We start from the raw sequence: 21473 nt of genomic DNA on the forward strand, positions 1-21473 counted from the left end.
GTAAATTCGGCGGACAACACGCCACGAGCGTCAGCAACAAACCGGTTGAGTCGGTTTCGGGTTGTTTGGTCAAATGCCATGATACGTCCTATTAGCTCTCAAAATCTAAGTGAATTTCGATTTCACTGTTTAGCTCTAAGTCTCCTTTGAGCTGTTGTAGCACTTGAATTAGCTGTTCTAGTTCAGCTCTTTGAGTCACTCGTTTAGGAATCGAAATTTTGCGTTCGACCTTTGTTTTTCCCTCTTTTTCATATTTAGCTTTTTCTTCAGCAACCCGTTGCGCCCGTTTGGCTTGTGCTTTTTGCGCAACAGACTGATTCACATCCTTCAATCGCTGGCTAATGTTAAATTCTTGTCTAATTAACTGATTTAGACCTGTCACATCTCTTGCAACGGTTAAAGCTAGATCATCAAACCGCTTAAGCTCTTGCTCTTTTTCTTCAATGGTTAATTCATGCCAATCCGCATGGTTGGCTGCTTCTGTTTGAGCTTGCTCGATGCTTAACTCTTGTTGCTTTTGTAGCTCATCAACACTTGAAGACATCAATGAACCTAAGTTGGTTAATGTGGTGTTAAAGTCTGCACTGTGCTCATAAAAGTCTGTTTTTTTCAGCATTTCATTAGATGCTTGGATCTCTTCACTAGCATCAACTTTCAATTGGCCTGGTTTGCCCGCATCTGGTAGAGCATTGATAGCTTGAACCAGTGTATTTAAAGTTTTTAATGTGTTGTCTAGCCCTTGCTTAAAACTGCGCTGCACAGAAGCTGCCCACTGCAATGACCTAAAGACCTGAGATTCTTCAGCTCCGAGTCGCTGAGGCGCATCAGAGCAGTCTGATAGCAACATGTTGGCTAAATCATTTCTCAAGCTTTCCGCTCTCTCCTGCCCTGGAATACCAAGGTTTTCAAGTTCAATTGCTAAAGAGCCAAAGTCGTGTTGCGCTTGATTAAAATACTTCACAGCAGCTTTACTGATGTCATCTTCCATTGGGAAAATAGATTCACCAGTTAATTCGGTAAGCCTTTCTGAAGCGAGTAGACACATTTCTGGAGAAGGCCTGTCATCACGCAGATTAACGCCGACATTTTTAAATGTGTTATTGGTTTTAATCGCATCAATAGCTTTTTGCCCAGAGCTTGTGAGCTCTGTCCCTGAGACCTTAAACTTAACTAGGCTGGCGACAAACATAGCGGCGACAAGGTAACGAAGAGTGTCTTGAGACCAGCCAAAAGGAGGTCGAGAGAAATGACCCGCAAGCACTTTGCCATCGACGCCGCCACGAGTCTCAATATAATCCTTAATACTGGTGATCGCTTGGTGGCTTTCGTTAATTGAGTAGGTGCCACCGCTCTTTTCAACCAAGGATAACGGATCAATTTCACTTATAATTGAGTCTAACTTATCTGCTCGAATAAATTTTTCGGCTATTGCTGTTGCAGCTTGTACCGGAGCTTCTTGGTATCGGTCAAATACTTTCTTAGCGGCATCCAAGAGATGCTTTTTACATGCATCTAGCAGCTCTTGACTGTAGCCTTCAACAGCTATGGCATTACCACCAAAAATAAACTCACCATTGACCAAACTGCGACGTAGTTTGGTTTCTATATGGCCAATGAGGTTAGTTGCTCTGTCTTTCTGTGCCTTGCAGTAATCTTTTACTTCTTTTTCTGTTTCCTGGCGATAACGGTTTGCAATTTCATCACATCGATAAGCTTCATTGACTAACTCATCGATGTCTGGAGAGGTTCTCGCTAATAGATAAATCTCACTTTTGTGGTGGCGAGAGGCATCCACAAGGCGTGTGCGAGCAACATCAAAATCTGTCGCTGATACAAACTCAATAACTGTTTGAATTGGATTTCTATCGCCGTTTAATGCTGAGACTAATCCTGTTTCATTGCAGTATTTGATACCGGTTTGGACACTGCGTACACCGCTTAAACTTACGCTGGGTAATGGACTCATTACATCTCGAAGCGCGCTGCTCATGATTTTTCTCAATTCAACAGAAGGCAAGCGCAGTTGATGGCGTTCTTGCTCAATATCGTTCAGTTTTTCACTGAAAAACCTGAGCTCTCCGCTTTCTTCCCCCAGAGGCACTTTGGGATCATTGATTAAGTCTTCAATAGCTTGTTCAACTGCATCTTTTTGCGATTGAGCGGTTACATCCCCGTGCATTAGAGCTGCTACGTTGTGTCTTGTAATTGGCAGGTTGTTTAATATTTCTAGCAAAGCAACTGTTTTAGCGACTCCTTGGTGGAGAGCTGAGTTATACCAGTTTGATTGATATAACCGACCAACAGCCCTGTGTTTAGTTGCGAACGCTGCTCCAATATCTTTTTCAAGTGCATCGTAGAGAGTCACGGATGTCGCAAGCCATCCGATATTTTGATCCGCAATAGGAGCCTGATCATCATTCCCCTCTACCAGAACATCATGAATAACCTTAATGGCGGAACGAAGACCAATGCCCCCAGTTGATTTCGCCAGAACCCCCAGCAGATTAAGTAGCAGTTCAAAGTGAGCGGGCAAAAATGGGTACAGATTGACGAACGACTTTTCGTCTACATCTGCCTCATAAAACTTGTTACCTTCTAATTTAGTAGCATGACGCAGTGACTGACCATTACTATCAAAAAGTGCTTTGAGCTGATTTTCACCATCAGATGACTTTCCAAGTAAGCGCAAATAACAAATCTCTTTGATATCGCTTGATTTCAAACGAATATCAATTGGAAATCTATCAATGAGTTTATAGAGTTCTGGAGAGTTTAATGCTGCGCTCTTATCATCTTCAGCGAGTGTCTGTTGGGCCGTACCGAAAATCCAAACTTTACCTTTGCCCAGCTGCTTAATGATCTGAGCAAAGCCCTGAAGTTTGAAGATTAGCTTTTCTCTGGGTCCTACATAGTTACCAATCTCATCGAAAATGAAAACACAGTAGTCTTTACCACTGGTTTCTCTAACAATATCGATAATCTCTTGAGCTTGCTGTTCTACCGTAAAAACAAACTCTTCATGATCTGTCTTAAAGCTATCAGAGTGAGGCCAGAATTTGGGGTACATTTGATGCGCCAACTCTGGAATGATGAAATCAACAACGGATGGATCATCTTGGTAGCTTTGCCAGGTTTCACCCTCTAGCATTGCTGAAAATAGCTGCTCAAATTCGTCATAACGGCCATCCTTTTTCAGCCTTCGCTCAAATGATGCTACTTTCAAGTTTCTTGAGTAACCAGCCCACTTGAGTACCTTGTTATATAAGACAGTTGCAACGTCTTCCATTGATGCACCAGCAGATTGTTCACTGGCTAAATCAACCATGACTACAGAAGCTGGGAATCTTTTCGCAACTGTATTCAACAAGGCCTTGGTTCGAGCGTCGCGGATTCGGTCGGAAAAGTGTTGCAGGAAAGGTGTTCCCTCAATAGTGATACGATCATCCAAGGCCATACCAATGTACTTGGAAAGAGATGATTTACCCGAGCCGTAGAAACCTGATACCCAAACACCAATCTCATTTTCATCATTGGAGTTCATTGCGGTTTGCATACGTTCTAGAAGCTCATGCATGCTTTCACAAAGGTGATCAGTAACTACGTACTCGGAGATTTCAGCTTTTAGGTTTTTTTCCTCTGCACTTCCATAGGTAATGACCTTTTCAATTCGTCTCTCTAGTCCTTTACTTGAATCAAATAGTGTTCTGATATTTGTCATTGTTATTCCTTTTAACCACCTACATGAAGAGAACGATAGTTACCGTCTTCAGGGTAAAAACCTAAAAATTTGAGTCGTGTTTTTCCTGTGCGCACGCCAGGATATAAAAATACGGTCGGTACATTGAATTTGCCTTGCAGGCCTGATTCGATTGCACCAATACGAAGGTAGGGATGAAGCGCTTCCAGGTCGGTCACGAGTACCAAAGCATTCGGATCTGACTCTGCCTCGAGTAGAAAATTCGCAAAAACGTCCTTTAAACCAGAGCCATCCTTCTTTAATGTGTTTTCGATTGATTGACTGACTTTTTCGAAATTGAGAGGATCCTTTTTATCCGCTGCATTCCACATTTTTTTGACCGCAGGATTAATTTTTTCGAGCAGCAGTTCTATTTGTTTAGCAATGGAAAACTCATGCACCACCCAGCCTTCAGATTTCAGGCGGGAAAGCCAAGCTTTTTTTTGTCGTTTAACTGCGACAATATCTTCTGGCGAAAAAACCAAGTAGTAAATGGGCTCAAAGCTTGCGTGTGTAAACTCTCTTCCCTGCTTTATCTTGGCAACTAGCTCATCGAAATTTGATTTAAGCAATGACATCTATAACTTCCTCCATGTTCTTGTATGCCCAGCTAATCTGAACAACATCGCCAGCAGCTTGAATAATCCAGTACCTATTTACAGCCAATGCCTTCAATTCTTCTCTTACATCCCCAGGGCTTAAGCCAAACAATTGCCAGTCGGGGTGATTAATTATTGCGTTATCACCTAGTCCCGAAAAGTGAAGTTCATAGGCTAGGTACACTGCAACGTGTTCTGACAATCTTGGAGGGGTTAATCTACGTTCGGCTCTGCTTGCAACTTCAAGGAAGTTGTAATCAACCAAACAACCTAAGAGGTAAGAAGAGACTCGTTTTATAGTTGTTTCCGACCAGGGCTTCTTCATCTTGCCATCTTGCAAGCCCATCTCTACAAAGCTTTTAGAGTCCTCTGCGAGAATGCATTGATAGCCTGAAGCGTATTTTTGCCAATAAACGTTTTTTACGAATTCGGCCAATATGTAATTGGCTCTTGCTGTATACAAGTAGAAAATTTGACTGACTTCGAGTGAAGAAAGGCTTGGCAAAAGCGCTTTCACGAATTGGGCAGTATCCTCTTTCCGCAAGTATCGTGGGACGAAGCACTCTGCAACGATATTGCGTAATCGTCTTGCTGTAACATTGGGGAACGAGCCTGATTCTAAAGCTGTATCAATTAGATCTTGTGTGGCCATCCCAGGTTGCCATAGTTCAAAAAGCCCCTTTGTTTCTTCTTTGAGTCCTAAGCCAGCCTGAAGCTGTGTTGTATAAAATTGTTCAGTCATGACTAAACATCACTTTGGAAATAGGGAAATGATTTTGTGCCATTGTTAAAAGCTTGAAAGTAAGCAGATGCCATTTGTGCAATTGACTGCTCCCACTGACTAGCTTTTACCTGCCCCAGGCTTATGGGGCCTTCTCCAGTAAGGCTTGCGGAGCCAATTATTTCACTTAACTCGGCTAACGCTTTGTCTTTTGATACCAAAAGTGATTCAAAATCTTCAGCTTGTGCTGACTGGATTTTATCGACTAACGCTTTTTCTAAATACTCAGGAAGGCGAAATAAGTGGAACGATTTACCGACTCCAATTGAGTCATCATGTATCCGAGCTGCGGCAGCTGAAACAGCTTCGTATTGCGCCAGATGAGCTGTTCTAGGAAAAGTAAATTCCAGCATTTTCTTTGTTGAGGGGGTTAAAAAATTTGAAGACCACCAATTATGCTGAGTCTTTTCTCCAAGAAAACCAACCAAGTATCTAAGCTGAGCTAGTTTTGCGATTAATTGATTTTCCATTAGTTGATACCTGTTACTTTATAACCTGGTGCAATCATTAAGTTCTCTGCACCTGTTAATGCTTGAACGTTTCTGAGCCAAAGTTGATATTCAGCTCCTTGGAGAGAAGCTCGTTCAGTACAATCCACATTCCAACGTCTTAAAACATAACCGGCTAACGCAGCCTTGGTACTGATCCAAAGCACTCCTTCTTCCATTCCATAATCCATTTCAATAGCTTCAGGATGTTGGATGTTGCTCGGGTGAGGAACAAGTTCGAGAGTAATTGGAGCTCTCCAATGAGTGTCATAGCTTTGCGACTCGACTTCATCCACTTCTGTTGGCAACACCGTCACCTCGCCTATGCGAGTCAGCACGAAATCACGAAACGACTGAGATTTTCGATCGTATGCGCGAACATGCCAACGCAAGCCATTATCAACAATGGTGTGAGGCACTAGTTCTCGCTCACTAGTGCCACTGCTTAAGCTTGTGTAGGTGACTTTAACCGGCCGCTTGTTGATCACCGCCTGTGACAAACGCGCCACCACGAAGATGTCCGGCACGTTCAATTGTGTAGGTGCCGTGACCGGAAACTCAACGTCGCCTACAGCATCAAAACCATCTGATATCTGGTGAGCAATCTTCATTAGTGATTTACGCGCATCATGCTTAAACAGCGGCTTAAACAAGTTGGTGATGAAATATTTTTTGACCGCGTTGTCGTAGGCCATGTTATTTGGCGCCAGCTCTTTATAGAGTGACAAATCTCGACTGGCAGCAGCGAGCCCTAATTCAAATCGCTTAACGATTTCACTGCGAGTGACGTAACCAGCAAACAGCAGCTTGAAATCGATGTAGGCGAGTCGTTGCTTTTGGGCGTAATTAACGTCTTCAGGGATCACAGCGTTTCCTTGATACTTATCCATTGACTGGAATCGCAGTTTGTATCATTTGGATACATACTTCAATGGGTGATGTTTGATGAAGCTCAAGTTAATAACTTAGAGTTCTGATTAGATAGTCAGCCAATGGATAATCCGATTAAATTCTGCACGTTGGCAGTCATTAGTCTTAGTCATAGCAGCATGCTAAATTCAATATCCAAACACCGCTGAAGGAGTAGCAGCAGTGAAGTACCCCAAGTCCACCAACACCAATTTCTATAACCTGCATGCAGCGGAAATGAATAAGCAGTACGCTTCTGTCGCTTTTGAGCAGGTTCACAAGGCTTGGGATGGCGAACTTCAGCAGTTGTTGAGTAAACAATCTCCCCGAGTGCTCGATATCGGAGCTGGTTCTGGCCGTGATGCCGCTCGTATGGCCGAGCTAGGCCGTGAGGTTAATTTGAGCGTCATCGCCGTTGAGCCCGCTGAAGCGTTAGCCCAATATGGTAAACAGCTCACCCAAGGGTTGAATGTTCACTGGGTGACTGATGCCCTACCCGCTCTTGAGAAAACCTATTCACTGAATCTCACTTACGATCTGATCTTACTCAGCGCGGTTTGGATGCATATTCCTGAGTCTTCGCGCGAACGTGCTCTGCGCAAAATGGCGAACTTGCTTAGGCCAGGCGGCAAAATCGTGATGTCCCTGCGGCATGGGCCAAGCCCCGATGAACGCATCATGCATAAGGTCAGCATTGACGAAATAAAAGCCATTGCGAACCGATTGGGCCTGCAGCTGAGCAAGCAGGTTTCGGATTCTGAAGATCAGCTCAACCGCCAAGAAGTCAGTTGGCAAACGGTCGTACTGACCTTGCCCGATGATGGCACTGGTGCATTTCCATTGATTCGTCATATTGCGGTCAATGACAACAAAAGCGCATCGTACAAATTAGCCCTATTGCGCGTACTTTTGCGCATTGCCGATGGTTGCCCAGGTGCCGCTCGCCGCGAAGGTAAATCAGTGTTACTGCCGATGGGCTTAGTGGCTTTATTTTGGTGTCAGCAGTACAAGCGATTAGTCGACGTCTATGACATAAAACAGAGCTCGAATCCCAATCGGGGGCTTGGTTTTATCAAAGACGATGGTTGGCGTAAGCTTACTCACATTGCCGCAGATGACTTTGCAATAGGTAGGCTATTTACTGGCGATGAGGCAATCGCAATGCACCGTACATTGAGCCAGTGCAGCCATACCATCCGCGATATGCCCTGCAAGTACATCTCACTGCCCAATACCGATGATCAGGTATTCCATGTTCATAGCAAAACGGTCAAAGCTAAAGATACCTTGTTTGTTGATATTGAAAGCCTTTGGCGTTGGGGAGAATTCGAGTTACCCGAGTCGCTGTGGTTGAGCTTAAGTCGATATGCCTGTTGGGTGGAGCCGGTTTTAGTGAGCGAATGGGTCAATGTGGTTGGCGGATTTAAATCCAACAGCCACTTCTCGCGAAGTGAACTATTCGGCAGCTTGCAATGGCAGCGAGCAGAGCACAATACATCGCAAGTGCGACGACGAGTAGATGAGCTTCAACAGGCAAATAGCGATATCCGCTGCGTTTGGTCGGGCAAGTCATTACCCACAAGCTACGCCGTGGATCACTGCATGCCATTTTCGCGTTGGCCAAATAATGATTTTTGGAACCTGTTGCCAGCAACATCAAAATTGAATCTACAAAAGTCTGATAAGTTGCCCACGTCGAAACGAATGAACGCCGCTCGTGATGTCATCATCGATTGATGGCAACTGGCGTGGCATGACCAACCGATACAGCAACAACGTTTCTATGCTGAAGCAATCGCTGCCCTGCCAGGGTTGAATGTTGGCTCTGACTCGGTAACCGACGTATTTGAAGCGATGCTGATGCAGCGCGAACGACTACACGAAACCCAGCAACTAATGGAATGGTAATACAAGCGACTAAAAGGAACTGATATATGCGCTTAAAAGGAAAGCTGGCTCAATGGAATGAGCAAAAAGCCTATGGCTTTATCACCCCAACCACCGGTGACAAGCAAATATTTATTCATAAGAATGCATTTGCTAACCGATCCAGAGCCCCAAAGGCCGGCGACATTGTCACCTTCACGTTGAGTCAAGACAACCAAGACCGACCGTGTGCCGCCAATGCAGTGTTTGCTGGGGAGGCTGTGCGCCAGTCTAAGACCAAAACATCAGGTAAAAAACCAGGAAAAGGCTCAGTCTATCTAGCTCTGACTTGGCTCGTTGTTTTGGCCGCTATCGGCATTTTGGGGTTGCTGCCAGTGAAGCTAGTTGTTGCGCTATTAGGGCTCAACGTATTCACATTTGTAGCGTACGCATGGGACAAATTAAAAGCACAACGTGGTGCTTGGCGAACGCCTGAAAGTACGCTGCACTTGCTTGCTTTAGCCGGCGGTTGGCCGGGCGCTGCCATTGCCCAGCAACTGCTTCGCCATAAGTCCAAGAAGCAATCATTCCGAGCCGTTTATTGGGGCACTGTGATTTGCAATATTACGGCAGTCATGTGGTTGCTATCGGGTCAAGGGCAGCAAGCGCTAGCGGCATTCGGTGCATAATATGGAGCGAATATTCACAAAAAATTGGATCTTAGTGTTTGTAGTGGTCATTGCTACCCCCGTATTTGGTGACCAGCAATATACTGAATCAGCCTGCCTACTCATACAGCAGCAAATAGAGCAAGACAGCCGGAAATATGGTGAACAATCCAGTTATGTTGTTCGTAATCAAGCAGTCTTAGATCGACACTGCGTATCGCCAACACCGGTGCGTCACCAACAGAAACTGCCTTCGCCCAAAAACCAGAATGGGCAGCAGAAACCACTAACCGTTGCTTCGCAACGGCCGTTAAGCCATCCTTCGGTGGCGAAGGGCCTAGATCAGCAACATGGTGCAATCAACTCCAACATCAATAAACCCTCGGCCGTAACGCGTATGCCAACCCTGTTAGTTATCTGCATTGCGATATTATTCCTTATCACGATAATCATGCGCACAGGAGCGGCTCGACGTTATTTCAAAGTGCTAAAAGGACGTTTGGGTGAAGCGGAGGTGACACGGGTTCTGCAAAAACATTTGAATGAGCAAGACTACACAATACTCAACGATGTGACCTTGTCTTTGGCGGATGGTGGAACAACGCAGATCGACCACGTTGTGCTGTCGCAGTTTGCCATATTCGTCATTGAAACTAAAAACATGACAGGCTGGATCTTTGGACACCAACACCAAAGCATGTGGACTCAAACAATCGGTCGAAAATCGTTCCGATTTCAAAACCCTATACGTCAAAACTATAAGCACACAAAAGCACTCGCGATGCTACTTAATGTCGCACATGAACAATTTCGATCGGTCATCGTCTTCACAGATGCGGCACAATTGAAAACGAAAATGCCGGGCAACGTTGGTAAACCTGCGGCCATGGCACTTTATATCAAGTCATTTTCTGACAGAATCATCGACGCAGACGAGCTCAAACATATCGCGCAACACTTGGATCATGTGCGACTTGAGCGTTCAGCTAAAACCAACAGATCCCATATCGACTACTTAGAAAAAACGCGAAACTAGGTAAACCGAAAATCGATAGTTCAAAAATGGCTTTTTGCGAATTCATAACCATCAACATAAACCATTGTTTAATATGACTATTAATCGACTTTCCCTTGCAAAAATTCGATACTAATAGGTTCCAACAAAATCCTTGATGATGATAAACCTGCGGTCGGTTGAGCTAGTGCAGTCCGCAGCTTTGCATAACCAGCTCACAATGCTTGCCGAAGATCTGTGCTTAGGCACCGGATAACTCACCACATAACTGTGCTCGAATGGTCGAAACTACCGCACCGCTCTGTCTTAGATTGTTAGAGAAGGAGTCGCAGATCTACGGTTTATTCTTTAACAATCAAACGCAGTTATAGCGAGAGGCAGTGTAACGCAAAGAGCATAAGTAGCGGTCGCATGGCTGTGGATGAGCGATTGTTGTAGCTCATTTGAATACTTAGGACTGCTCGAGTAAAGGTACAATCCGCTCGTTGCTCGCGCGTAACAAAGCGGCGCCAGTCAGATAAACGAAGGCCTCGGTCATCGGCAATCAAGCGGATTTCAATAGAGTGGTTGGATTGCGATATAGCTTCAGCGCCGCCCAACGCATCAATAAATGCTATTACTTGCTTGGCTTGTTGTGTCGTCGAGCAGGTGAATCGTGCTTGTCCTGCTTGCTCATAACATTCAATTGCGCACTTCAAGTCATTTGTTTTGAGACGCTTGCATTCAATGGCTTGAAGCACCGACCAAAGTCCGTGTTCAAACAGCCGGCGTTCATCTGGCGAACGAGGCATTGGCAATGTCATTTCAGTGCCAAATTTGCACAGGTTTGGATGATACTGCTTGATGCATGCTAGAGCCTTTGCACAGCCCTCTTTTAAGGATTGTTGGGCTTTGGGTAACGGGCCGTCAGGCATACTAATACCTATCATCAAGTTTGGCAGCTCGGGTCCGATGTTAGTGACCGGCGTATTAATTTGGGCGGGCCGACCTTTCTTGACCCCAAGCGTGACAACGGCCTCTGCAGCTTTAAATGCAGTAATCAATTTTTGCCGCTGGAATTCACGCTCTGACAATTGACCTTGATGGTACTGATAATGCTCACCAAGCAACTGCCGCATGGTTGAAGGCTTCAAAGCTGGCACCATCTGATTGAGTCGCTCTGCGATGCATTCATGAGCAGAATGAATGTAGTGAGCCAATGTTGTTCTGATATGACCATGTCCCATGTCTTCCGCCAACTCGTCGAGTAGCGAATCGAGCAACTGGTCGCCAAAAGCTCCTTCTGCATGCTGCCGAACAATCGATTCAAATAGGCTGGATGCCACGCTATGACGAAAGCTGTGTGCGACTCTGTCAGCATCGCGGCTAATCTTTCTTATGCTGCTGTTCACAATCCTTGAAACATCGTGTTTGTTGGATGGGCGCCCTAAAGGCATCAACATGGGCGCTTGTTGAGGTGATAGCGATTTGCGAATCGCTAGCCACAGCTGGATGAGTGGCTCATTCATGAACACGATGCGGTTGGCATTTAAAGTTTTAATAATGCGGTGAATGTGAAGCTCAACTTCGCCACTTGTGCGAAATACCACATCGTCTGCGCGAACAGGAAATAGCTCTGATTCTCTTAAGCCCACGGTATTTAATATTGTCAGCCACACATACCAAGCAGCAAGCGACAATTCATCGTTTCCAGCGCTAAGAAGTGCATGCAATTGCGTATTATTCACCCGCGCTGCATTCACGAATTTGGCACCAACACCAGTCCTTCGATTTCTAACACCATACAAGTCATTTAAGACCTGATTGGCAACGCGCTGCGATTCATCCGATTTGTTTTCTGCTTGGTAGTCGTTTGCCAATTTTGCTGACACGCCATTGATGCGCGTCGATAGATTGCTGTCATCAACACCAAACTCATCACATATACCACGCTGGATTCTATCGAGCCAAGTCAGCAGCGGGCTGCCTGCGAGATTGACATAACTGTGAGCGGTAGACACTTGGATGTCCTTGCGCTCAAGCTTGTATATGAGCCATTGGCCCAGAAGCTGTCCGGCGGGGCTGAGTTGGGGCAGGCAAGTTCGAATACGCTTAGCGCCTGCCGATCGATTGATTGAAGGCCGGGTTGGCAATGCTTGTTTGAGTAATTTGATATCGTTGTGGAAGACTTTGTCGGAGCGTGGCTCTAAGTCGCTTTCACCATCTGATACGCTTAGGCGACGAGTGGGGCAATTCTCTTCAATGCCGGTCTCAAATACCCGATGACGTTGGTGGTCAAGGCTGACGGTTGAGTATTCGCCGGTCGTAATTTTTACAAGGTATGGTGATAACTTACCTCTCCTTAGTTCAAAAAAGTTCTGTGCTATGGCATCACGGCAGTCGCTATAAGAGCAATCAATTGAAAACTCCGCCGCAATGCTGGCCCACGACAGACTATTCATAACCTCAGCTAGTTCGTCTTGGCTACGGCGCACTAATAGCAGCAACAGCGCAAGCGACACATTGTCTGGGTGCCAACGCTCCTCCAAATAAATACTCATATCCGTGATGTTGCGCATATTGCCCAACGGAGTGGCTCCTGCGGCAACGGTGTAATTCAACCATATCTTTTGGCGGCACGTTTGCAACGCTCCTTTGCAACCAACACTTTTAATAACGGCCTTCCACTCGGCCTCACGCAGCAGGCCACCGTACAACATGACCGACAAGGCAAACGCTGACGCAAGTTTATGGGTTCTGGCCGCATCTGATGCGTCCAGAATACCGATAATGCGCTTGCCCAGGTCTTCAAAATCGTTGCTATTCATCGCTACCGACGAGGTCCGACAACCAACGATTTAACATACTTTCTAGCTCTAACAATTCGGCTACCGTGGCTTTGGCGCCATCATGATCAACAAATGCATTGAGTTGCTGGCTTAGGGCAAAATCAGATAAGGCAGTGTAGGACGTTTTTCGGGTCCAATTGTTTACTATGGTTTGATCACCAAACAGGTACTCATTTAACAACACCATGGTCATTGGCTTTACCGTTATCGACAAGCCATTTATCTCTACCAAACTGAACAAAGTTCGCTGGGATGACAGCTCATCCGCAACTAGTGCTGCGATGACACCTTGCTGGGCGTGAAGCCAATCGACATAATCCTGAACTGCCGCGGCCGATACCTTGGCAAATGGAATGGCTCGTTTGTCATCCGTGCGCTTGTTGTTGGGTCGGATAATTCGCTCAGTCAGGTCGATATCACACAGCCGAACGCCTTGTTTTGTCAGAGCCCGAGAGGCACAGCCAAGCATCATCAACAAGTACCCTTTCGCGGACAGCGCATTGTGGTAGTCAACCCGATTAGGTAAGGACGTTAACTGCTCGAAGCGAGCCCGTGTTTGTAAAACACGCTTTTGACAGCGCCGAACCAAATCACGTAACCCTTCGTTGTGCACCACTCCTTGTGTGCCTACATAATTATTTGGTGATGAAACAACCGGTTCCGGCCAGTGGATATCCACCCCAATTCGCTTCAGCCAATCTGATGTGACCTCAAAATGGCGAAGTGCCAACTCCGCCGAGTTCTCTGCGGTATAGCACGCTGCATGCTCTGAGCCATACAACTGGGCACTGACGAAGTTCGCATGCCTCAAGATCTCGGCCGATTTTTCAATAAGGCGATACCAACTGACATGCCGTGGAAATCCATGGCGCTTCAAAAGCGCCATGACGATTTGACTCGCATCATCAACAGTCGTGAAATGGTCGAGGTCGTTTATCAATGCACTCATACACACCGGAGGCAAGAATAAGCGTGCCGAACGGTCAACGTCAGTCACTAACGAATTATCTGATGGCTGTAACTTCAAATCAGTTGCTCGGGATTGAATGGCTAGGCAACGCTGGCCTTTAAAGTCAGCCGTTGTAATAGTTGGCTGCGCGTCGAGTGAGGTAGGGAAATATCGATGGGCCTTTAATCCAGTCAAGAGTGTAGCGGACAGCAAACCACACCCTAGCTCATTTGAATTCGAACTGGACACAGCAACAGCTAATGCACGCTCGACATCGTCAGGATGGATCTTCATTTTCCACCTCCTGCACCACGTCTTGACTTGAGGCTGCCCCAGTTGAATTTGCATTATTTTTTTGAGGCAAGTGATCAAACACTTCGTCATTTTCGAGCATTATTTTCTGCTCATCACTGCTCACCAACGCAGGAAGATCTATACCAACGCTTTGACAAAGCAATTCGATCTTACATGCCCAAGTCATGATTTCGGCAAATGTGTTGCCCTCACTTCCTGTCGTTTTTGTATAGCCGCGCATATCTGAAATATGCGAACTTTCGCTGAATCCACATTGCGTTAGGTACTTAGTGTGACTAATACAGTTAAAATGTTCCGCCACCAAACGCTCTTGAACGTGCAAAATGAGCGCAAATGCTCGCTGAACTTTGTCACGTTGACCACAACTTGGAATACGACAGAGTTCAAAATACAGCAACTCGAACGCTGACAGCACATGTGTGAAATGGTGTTCCTCAACAACCGCAATTGACTGCGTATATTCAATTGCCTGCTTTGCGCTTAGGTACCCAGCAATGAACTGCGTTTTGTTCTGAGTTCGCCTGTTACCCACATGCAAACACTCATCATCGATAACGATTTTTGTAACCACAGGCATAGCACCAAAGCTCCCCGGATCAGCAAAATCTATATCTTTTGCCAAATCATCTAACCCTTGTATGAATGGTTCGTTTATCGCAGGCTTGAAGAAATCATCGACATTTACCAACTCGAATTTACTCATCACCCGCCTCCCACTCTTGGCCAGCCAACTTGGCATCAATCCAAGCGTTCACATCAGATGTGCGCCAAGCGACACGGCGCTTGCTAATTTGAACTGGCTTAGGGAAGGTTCCCAGTTCCATTTTGCGGTAGATTGTTGCGCGGCTCAGCGTCGTCAATTCCATCACTTCGCGAAGCGTCAGCAATCGTTTTAATTTGGTCATGTTTAATTACTCGTTTCATGTTGCTCGAGTAACTACTTGGTTAACTTAAATACGTAAGAGATTTAGCGGACTAGTGATTAGCCAAAACAATAGCTGCGATCCGCCGACAGAAAACTGGCGCAGACTGCATGTCGATTGGTTTCATGAAGTATTGGCATCGCACCGTTTGCACTTCGTGATGGTTCAACCCTGCGTGTGATAAACCGTTTTTGGTCCCAAAAAAAGCTCAACCTATATAAAGGCCAACTATAAACAACGAATTTACGATGTAACTGGAAGTTTTTTAACTCGATGTAACCAACTGAAATAAAACAAATTAATAAAGCAGCGGCGCCCGCATTCATGCAAGCGCCACTATTTCATGCTCAAATGGTCCCGAGTATCAGGCCGCTTGATGACTACCTACAGTTGTCGCGAATAGTGATCTGTTTCTTCAGCCACGTATCAACTTCGCTTTCAAGCCAACCGACCCGCCGGCAACCAAGTGAAATTGCGATGGGGAATACACCAGCGGCCATGCGGCGATAAATAGTACTGCGTGATAAACTAACCCGCGATTTCACGTCTTTTAATGACAAGATTCGAGTCGTCATGTCACTCTCCAGTAAAAATACTATTGCCGCTTTGGCTTAATCATTGACTGTTGGCTTGGCCGCGTTAATCGCATCAATATTGATTGCACATTTCTACACAGCTGCGCGAACTCGCGGGGCGCTAAACCTCCGATCGGTGATGGATGCGCGGCAAATTTTCGTGCTAACCGCAGCAACACCATTTCTCGTGTCGCAAACGCAAGGTGTCGAGCCGACTCTATATCTTGTGCAATCGCTGCATCCAGCAATAGTTGCTCTGAAGCGCTGAAGTGGCTTCGATCATATAGTTCAGTGCTACGGCTAAGAAAGCTTTGATGGCCATCCACAAGCGCTTTTTCAATCGCCCAATAGGCCGCCACTTGTGATTGTTCGCTATTTAACTCAGCAACCAGCAAATGTCCCTTCAACTTCTTTGGGTTTGCGACAAACAACCTAAAAGGGTGAACTTGAGCCAAGTAACACTCATGGGACCATGCCAATTTCTGTAAACTAATTGAGTTTGATGGCGCCAATTGGGCGTATTGTCCTATTTCGAACAGAACCACAAGGTCAGTGATTAGTTGTTCACTGAACTCCATATTTATCAATTCACGATGAAGCGCTTGGTTTGCTGCGGTAACTGCAATCGGCTGACTTAATATCTCTAGATATTCTTGTACGAATAACTTGTCATTGAGTGAACAATGCATCGTAGCGCTGTTACTATACTCGACAAAAATGTCGCAATCGCTTGGGCGTAACTTAATTAAAGAGGGAGTAGCCATGGTTCATTTCCTGTCATAAATAGTCGAGCCCCATTTATGACATGAAGACGCTGTTGCACTAGCGAATGACCATTTCGATGGTTTCGATGGCTCCCGTACCGATATAGCGTTACAGCTTTCTGCCACGTTCATACTCGCCGCGTTAATCACTACATTTCAAACAGCAGAAAAACCCCGCCTCTCGATGTTAAGAGCCAGGGTCGGTCATTGTTGGCCAAATCATTACTACTACAGATACCTAAACTTTTTCAGTTTTATCTTGTAGCAATGTACTGCAAGTCCAAAAATCACACCAACAGCGCGCTGAATTTTCTCTGACGCAACTCGTTACTCGCACCTTTGCCGGCGACAGTGCGAACGGCTACGCCTAAATACTTATGATTAACTTTTTATGGCTCAGCGAGAGCTTGAACGGGGTTATTTTAGTGACGTAAGTCACAATAACCAACTCTTTTGAGTACCGGATAGCTGACTCGCTCAGAAATAACGCATTTGCTGGTGAGCATTTAGCGACATGGCCAATCTGAGTTGGCAAGTCAGCAAGCAATGGAATTGGCCTGTTACCTCAACTCTCAGGTGAAGCGACTCAAGTCACGCAAGCAAAGAATCGTACCGGTTGATGCTATGATGAAGTTCTTGCTCCAATCAGGCGAACCTGAACCGCTTCCAGATAATGTGGTTTCGCTGGCGGATCATTTGAATACTGAATAACGGGACGGCAACCAATGACCTAAAGGTGACGATACTCGCAAATGCCTACATTCCCATGTCAAACGGATGGCCTGTTGCTGACTCCGAAAACAAAGGGGCAGAGATCTCCTGAACGACGTTTTTAACGTAGGGCCAGTAGTCGGGGTTATCTAGCGTTCGCGCTTTGATTGCGCTTGGCACAAATCGACTAATCTCATTGATGAAATCAACTCTCACTTCGTCATCTGTCAGCAAGCGATTGACTTGCTGAGCTAGGTTTTCTTTGAAGTCAGCCCCATTCTTGCCACGCGCGTCTAGCTTCTTATCGATCAATAGGCTCGACAGCGTGACGCCTTTTTGTTTTAGCCATGCAATATCCCAGACATCACGCGGTTTAATCCGTCGAGATCGATAAGCCAGTGCAATCAACTTGTCGGCCAGCGCTTCATTAAGCGATTGAACAGGAATTAACAGACCTTCTGTTGGCACCACAAGGTTGTAGTGATTCACAAGCGGTCGCCTTTCTGACTCAAATGATGGGATGGCACAGACATCAATATGCATCTTTTGACGTGGCAAGTCCGGTCGATTGGGTTCTTTTTCAATGCTGATTTTCCAAGACGATGTATCACCTTGAGCTTCTGCGCTCGGCTTACCTACATAGACATCGGTCTCGTATTTCTTCTCAATATACTGCTTTATATCTAGCTCTAGTCCATCGAAATCGGACGGTTTGAAATTGAAACCACCGTTAAAGTCTAAGTCTTCTGAAAGTCGCGAACTGTTGTAGCACATACGAAGTGATGTACCACCAATAAATGTGAGAGATTGCATAGCCCCCTGAGTGACTAAAACATCCATAATGTCGTGATGGAGAATCTCTTTTTCAATGACTGGCGTTATGGCGGTATATTCAGGGTTAGCTTGGATGATGCGCTTTAAGTGTTCACTCAGCATTAAATACTCTCCAGCATTTGGGTGTTCCGGTTACACGCTTTTAGATCGGCAATCGCCAGCGTTGTATCGGCCCGATACATGCTCATACCAGGATCAAAATACAGATGCGGGCCAATGCTGCTTAATGGCTTTTTGGTATGAATGAATTCGATCGTGCCATAGGGCGTTTCGAACGTTCCGCTTCGCCCTTTGGTCATGACCGTGACATGCCCCATTGGGATTTGGGATATATGACCGGTGTGGCTTAACTCACTCTCAAGGCTGATGTAGTTAATTACGCCTGAGCGCAGCTTGTTGATGACTTGGCTGATCGCCTTATCAGCAGACGGCGGAGTCAAGGTACTTTCAAAAAGGCCGGAGCTAACGCGCCTCAATATCCCACTTTTAACGCACTCGGCAAGAAATTTAGTAAACGCAGGGGTATGCCGCTCGCCTATCATAAAGGCAAGTTCTCGGGTGGTATGAATGCCACCGCCGGCTTTTTCCGCCTCAGACATAGCTGATAGCAGGCGTTCTCGTCTTGTTTTCATGGTCTACAAATTATTACCTATATGGTTATAAATTGTAAACCACTGCATCTTCATTAAGGCACTGTCCGACTACATAAAGCATCCAAGTGGGAGCGAGTTTGTTTATCTGTCACTGCTAAGGCGACTGTAATTCCCAAAATGACAGCCAAAGCGCTCATGTTCAACTTACTGTACAAGTGAATGTGTGAAGATTATACTTGTCCCATTAAATGTACATGTAAGGTTTCTTATGAGAATCGTATCTTTTACTGAAGCTAGAAATGGCCTCAAAGCTGTTTTGGACGGTGTGGTTAATGATGCTGATACAACGGTCATTACACGTCGTGATTCTGAAGATGCTGTGGTCATGTCTTTAGACTACTACAACAGCCTTATGGAGACAGTTCACTTACTTCGTTCACCACAAAACGCTGAACACCTAAACCGCTCTATAACGCAATATCGTGCTGGTAAAACAACAGTACGAGAGTTAATTGATGAATAGTAGTCAACGTTTACTATCGTGGACTGATGACGCTTGGGATGACTACGTGTATTGGCAAACCCAAGATAAGAAAACGCTCAAGCGCATCAATAAACTCATCAACGATGTTAAGCGTTCTCCATTCGAGGGGATTGGTAAACCTGAAGCGTTAAAAGAGAACCTGTCTGGCTTTTGGTCTCGCCGCATTGACGATACTAATCGACTCGTTTACGCAGTAGACGATCGAGCGATAACGATAATTTCGTGTCGTTACCACTACTAATACTAGGTTTAGCGATCGGGCATCTAATAAATCTAACGTTTATCGAGCCATCAGCTGGTTGTTTGACTCAACTACTTGAGCCTTTGACTCAAACGACGGGTCGTCTGAGTCAAACAAAGCACCTAGCAACATCATCAGGTTGAAAAACACAGTAATTGACAGCAAATTTAATCCGTATTCCATGCAGTGTTCCAATGAAAGGTTGTGGCGAGCTAAGTTCAACTATATCAATCTGATACAGCATCAATTCAGCCTCCCCCGGCTCCACCACACAACAGAATCAAGACGTCTCAGGACGTCTTTTTTCTTGCCTAAACAAAATTTAGATTAATCAGTTAATTTCATTTTTAGAGGGTTTCATCTCATATCCCCTCCTCTGATTTTGCCACGCCATTATCGCCTCTAGATTCAATCAACATTCTGTTTTATGTGATCGGCTAATCTCAGAGCCATCGCAACAATGGTCAACGTAGGGTTAGCGTAGCCACCCGTAGGAAAAGTCGAGCTGCCGGCTATATAAAGGTTCTTAATGCCATGAACTTGGCAATTGGCATCCACCACACCAAATTTAGGATCATCATGCATTCGGGTTGTTCCCATCAAGTGGTGAGACCCGGCCGGCTTAATGATATCAATACATCCTTCGGCGTCTAATTTGTAATCGAACTGGCCAAGTCCTTGCTCTGCTAGTTGCTTCGAGAGATATTTTACGTAGCGCACGAGATGATCCGCATCATCCTTATGCCAACGCCAATGCACCTGCAATTTGGGGCAGCCTAATGCATCGCATTCAGAGCTGAGGGTGACCCTGTTGTCTGGATGGGGAGATTGTTCTAGTACATGGCGCATTTCAAAGCGCTCGAACCGGCCTCGATTATTCGATAGTGTTGACCACCCGCCACCACGAGCAAATTGAAGAAACAGGGATTGGCTCTTAAACAGCCACAGCCACACAGCCTTAACGACCGCATCTAGCCCTAACAACATATCGAGTAAATTGCCGGGAAGTTTGTTCCAAAAGTTCTCAGGAATACTACCTTTACGGCCTCGGCTCATAGCCCCCTTCACAATGCTCCAAGCATTCTCACCGAGGCATTTAAACGCCTTTAGAGCATTCATTTGTCGGTCATCTGGGCAGGGAAACATCAGCGTATTAATGTTGCTTATGCCCTCTTTCTCCAACACGTCTTTGGGTAAGCGCAGATACCCCTGGACTGCGGTGCCATTCACTTTCTTTAGATCGTAGATTCCAGCCCGATCGAATACTTCCGGATCGGTAGGCGTGAAGTATCCGCCAATAGCGCAAGGATGTTCATGATAGTAACGGCCAACCACATCATGTTGGTTGCCTAGGCCATGAGGTTGTTGTTGATTAGACATCAACAAAATTCGGGCATTTTCATAGGCGCCACAGGCCAACACAACAACCTTTGCCGACACCTCAAATTGATTTCCATTTAAGCAAGCAACACGAACCTTGCTAATCGTCTTACCCGTGTCATCAATCCTAGCTTCAACCACGTTTGCATAATGATAGATGGTAATATTCTCGGCCTGCTCCAACTCTTTTTTATGGTCGATATAAAAGGCCGTTCGACGACCGAACTGAAACATGCCAGTTTCTATAGTGTCACAGTCAAACGGCAGCTCTTTGGCCGGATCTTTTACCCAAGATGACGCTTCGTAATCAAAGGGGCCAGCCATGCAAATCGGCTGCGCTCGCTCAAAGTAGGGGGATAAAGATGACCTTGGAAAAGGCCAACCACTGAAGGGAATACAGTCTCGAGTTTGGTAGTCAATCTCATCGAACATGGCATAACGCACGCCGATTTGATTGTCGCCAATTTTAAGCACCCATCGATTAGATAAGCCGCCGAACTGGCGATTAACAACTCCCACAGGCGCAATAAGCGGATCCCCAATGACTTCACCAGAAGCGAGTTCTTGGGTGCTAGGATCAAAATCAGTGGCGCCACTTTCCAGCAGGATCACGTTAAAATCTTGGCCAATGAACTCTCGCGCCAAAGTGATCCCTGCAGGCCCGGAGCCCACTATGCAAATATCTGTTTCAACCTGATCGGCAGAAAAAAAACGGGCATCAATCGACATATAACATCCTTATTAAACTTGTCTG

19 protein-coding genes are annotated in these 21473 nt (G+C 45.7%); 5 read left to right on the plus strand and 14 right to left on the minus strand.

All coding sequences use genetic code 11. The annotated features are described in order from the left end of the window. Positions 1–91: 91 nt before the first annotated feature. Genes brxC through K0504_RS10325 form a run of 5 tightly spaced genes read right to left on the minus strand, consistent with a single transcriptional unit; the run spans position 92 to position 6494 of the window. A complete protein-coding gene (brxC, locus tag K0504_RS10305) occupies positions 92–3718 on the minus strand; it encodes a BREX system P-loop protein BrxC (protein ID WP_220104111.1) in 3627 nt (1208 codons plus the stop codon). A gap of 11 nt (positions 3719–3729) precedes the next feature. After that, complete coding sequence (locus K0504_RS10310) at positions 3730–4314, minus strand: BREX protein BrxB domain-containing protein (protein ID WP_220104112.1); 585 nt, start codon at positions 4312–4314, stop codon at positions 3730–3732. After that, positions 4301–5077: a BrxA family protein gene (locus K0504_RS10315; RefSeq protein WP_220104113.1), complete on the minus strand. Its 777-nt coding sequence runs from the start codon at positions 5075–5077 to the stop codon at positions 4301–4303. Before K0504_RS10315 ends, K0504_RS10310 begins: the two co-directional genes overlap by 14 nt. 2 nt (positions 5078–5079) lie before the next feature. Beyond that, the gene (locus K0504_RS10320) at positions 5080–5586 is read right to left on the minus strand and encodes a BrxE family protein (RefSeq protein WP_220104114.1); all 507 of its coding nucleotides are present in this window, start codon (positions 5584–5586) and stop codon (positions 5080–5082) included. Then, a complete protein-coding gene (locus tag K0504_RS10325; RefSeq protein ID WP_225918081.1) occupies positions 5586–6494 on the minus strand; it encodes a WYL domain-containing protein in 909 nt (302 codons plus the stop codon). The genes K0504_RS10320 and K0504_RS10325 overlap by 1 nt, the downstream gene beginning before the upstream one ends. A 202-nt stretch (positions 6495–6696) precedes the next feature. Between K0504_RS10325 and K0504_RS10330 the strand changes: the two genes are divergently transcribed. The 3 genes from K0504_RS10330 to K0504_RS10340 all read left to right on the plus strand — a co-directional run bounded on the left by K0504_RS10330 (position 6697) and on the right by K0504_RS10340 (position 10083). After that, positions 6697–8250, plus strand: coding sequence for a class I SAM-dependent methyltransferase (locus tag K0504_RS10330; RefSeq protein ID WP_318837961.1), 1554 nt, complete (start codon positions 6697–6699; stop codon positions 8248–8250). 197 nt (positions 8251–8447) lie between these two features. Beyond that, on the plus strand, positions 8448–9068 hold the full coding sequence (locus K0504_RS10335; protein WP_220104115.1) for a cold shock and DUF1294 domain-containing protein: 621 nt from the start codon (positions 8448–8450) through the stop codon (positions 9066–9068). A gap of 1 nt (position 9069) precedes the next feature. Beyond that, positions 9070–10083 (plus strand): nuclease-related domain-containing protein, encoded by a 1014-nt coding sequence (locus tag K0504_RS10340; protein ID WP_220104116.1) that lies wholly within the window; start codon positions 9070–9072, stop codon positions 10081–10083. Positions 10084–10427: 344 nt separating this feature from the next. On the opposite strand, the gene K0504_RS10345 is transcribed toward K0504_RS10340, so the two are convergent. The 8 genes from K0504_RS10345 to abiEi all read right to left on the minus strand — a co-directional run bounded on the left by K0504_RS10345 (position 10428) and on the right by abiEi (position 18593). Next, entirely contained in the window at positions 10428–12869 is a 2442-nt protein-coding gene (locus tag K0504_RS10345) for a site-specific integrase (protein WP_220104117.1), read from the minus strand. Continuing rightward, positions 12862–14133, minus strand: coding sequence for a hypothetical protein (locus K0504_RS10350; RefSeq protein ID WP_220104118.1), 1272 nt, complete (start codon positions 14131–14133; stop codon positions 12862–12864). The genes K0504_RS10345 and K0504_RS10350 overlap by 8 nt, the downstream gene beginning before the upstream one ends. Further along, the gene (locus tag K0504_RS10355; RefSeq protein ID WP_220104119.1) at positions 14117–14857 is read right to left on the minus strand and encodes a hypothetical protein; all 741 of its coding nucleotides are present in this window, start codon (positions 14855–14857) and stop codon (positions 14117–14119) included. Before K0504_RS10355 ends, K0504_RS10350 begins: the two co-directional genes overlap by 17 nt. Further along, positions 14850–15059: a helix-turn-helix transcriptional regulator gene (locus tag K0504_RS10360; RefSeq protein WP_220104120.1), complete on the minus strand. Its 210-nt coding sequence runs from the start codon at positions 15057–15059 to the stop codon at positions 14850–14852. Before K0504_RS10360 ends, K0504_RS10355 begins: the two co-directional genes overlap by 8 nt. Before the next feature lie 398 nt (positions 15060–15457). Next, positions 15458–15652 (minus strand): helix-turn-helix transcriptional regulator, encoded by a 195-nt coding sequence (locus K0504_RS10365; protein ID WP_220104121.1) that lies wholly within the window; start codon positions 15650–15652, stop codon positions 15458–15460. Positions 15653–15672: 20 nt separating this feature from the next. Beyond that, positions 15673–16416, minus strand: a complete 744-nt coding sequence (locus tag K0504_RS10370; protein WP_220104122.1) for a hypothetical protein — start codon at positions 16414–16416, stop codon at positions 15673–15675. Positions 16417–17172: 756 nt separating this feature from the next. Next, a complete protein-coding gene (locus tag K0504_RS10375; protein ID WP_220104123.1) occupies positions 17173–18063 on the minus strand; it encodes a nucleotidyl transferase AbiEii/AbiGii toxin family protein in 891 nt (296 codons plus the stop codon). Continuing rightward, positions 18063–18593 carry a type IV toxin-antitoxin system AbiEi family antitoxin gene (gene abiEi, locus K0504_RS10380; RefSeq protein WP_220104124.1) on the minus strand — a complete coding sequence of 177 codons (531 nt, stop codon included), beginning with the start codon at positions 18591–18593 and terminating at the stop codon, positions 18063–18065. Before abiEi ends, K0504_RS10375 begins: the two co-directional genes overlap by 1 nt. 229 nt (positions 18594–18822) lie before the next feature. On the opposite strand from abiEi, the gene K0504_RS10385 reads away from it, so the two are divergent. Together K0504_RS10385 and K0504_RS10390 are read left to right on the plus strand one after the other, a co-directional pair. Continuing rightward, on the plus strand, positions 18823–19077 hold the full coding sequence (locus K0504_RS10385; RefSeq protein ID WP_220104125.1) for a type II toxin-antitoxin system Phd/YefM family antitoxin: 255 nt from the start codon (positions 18823–18825) through the stop codon (positions 19075–19077). Beyond that, on the plus strand, positions 19070–19339 hold the full coding sequence (locus K0504_RS10390) for a Txe/YoeB family addiction module toxin (protein ID WP_220104126.1): 270 nt from the start codon (positions 19070–19072) through the stop codon (positions 19337–19339). Before K0504_RS10385 ends, K0504_RS10390 begins: the two co-directional genes overlap by 8 nt. Before the next feature lie 408 nt (positions 19340–19747). On the opposite strand, the gene K0504_RS10395 is transcribed toward K0504_RS10390, so the two are convergent. Beyond that, complete coding sequence (locus tag K0504_RS10395; protein WP_220104127.1) at positions 19748–21448, minus strand: GMC oxidoreductase; 1701 nt, start codon at positions 21446–21448, stop codon at positions 19748–19750. Positions 21449–21473: the final 25 nt, after the last annotated feature.

It is taken from the genome of Neiella holothuriorum (assembly GCF_019457915.1).
Lineage (GTDB): Bacteria > Pseudomonadota > Gammaproteobacteria > Enterobacterales > Neiellaceae > Neiella > Neiella holothuriorum.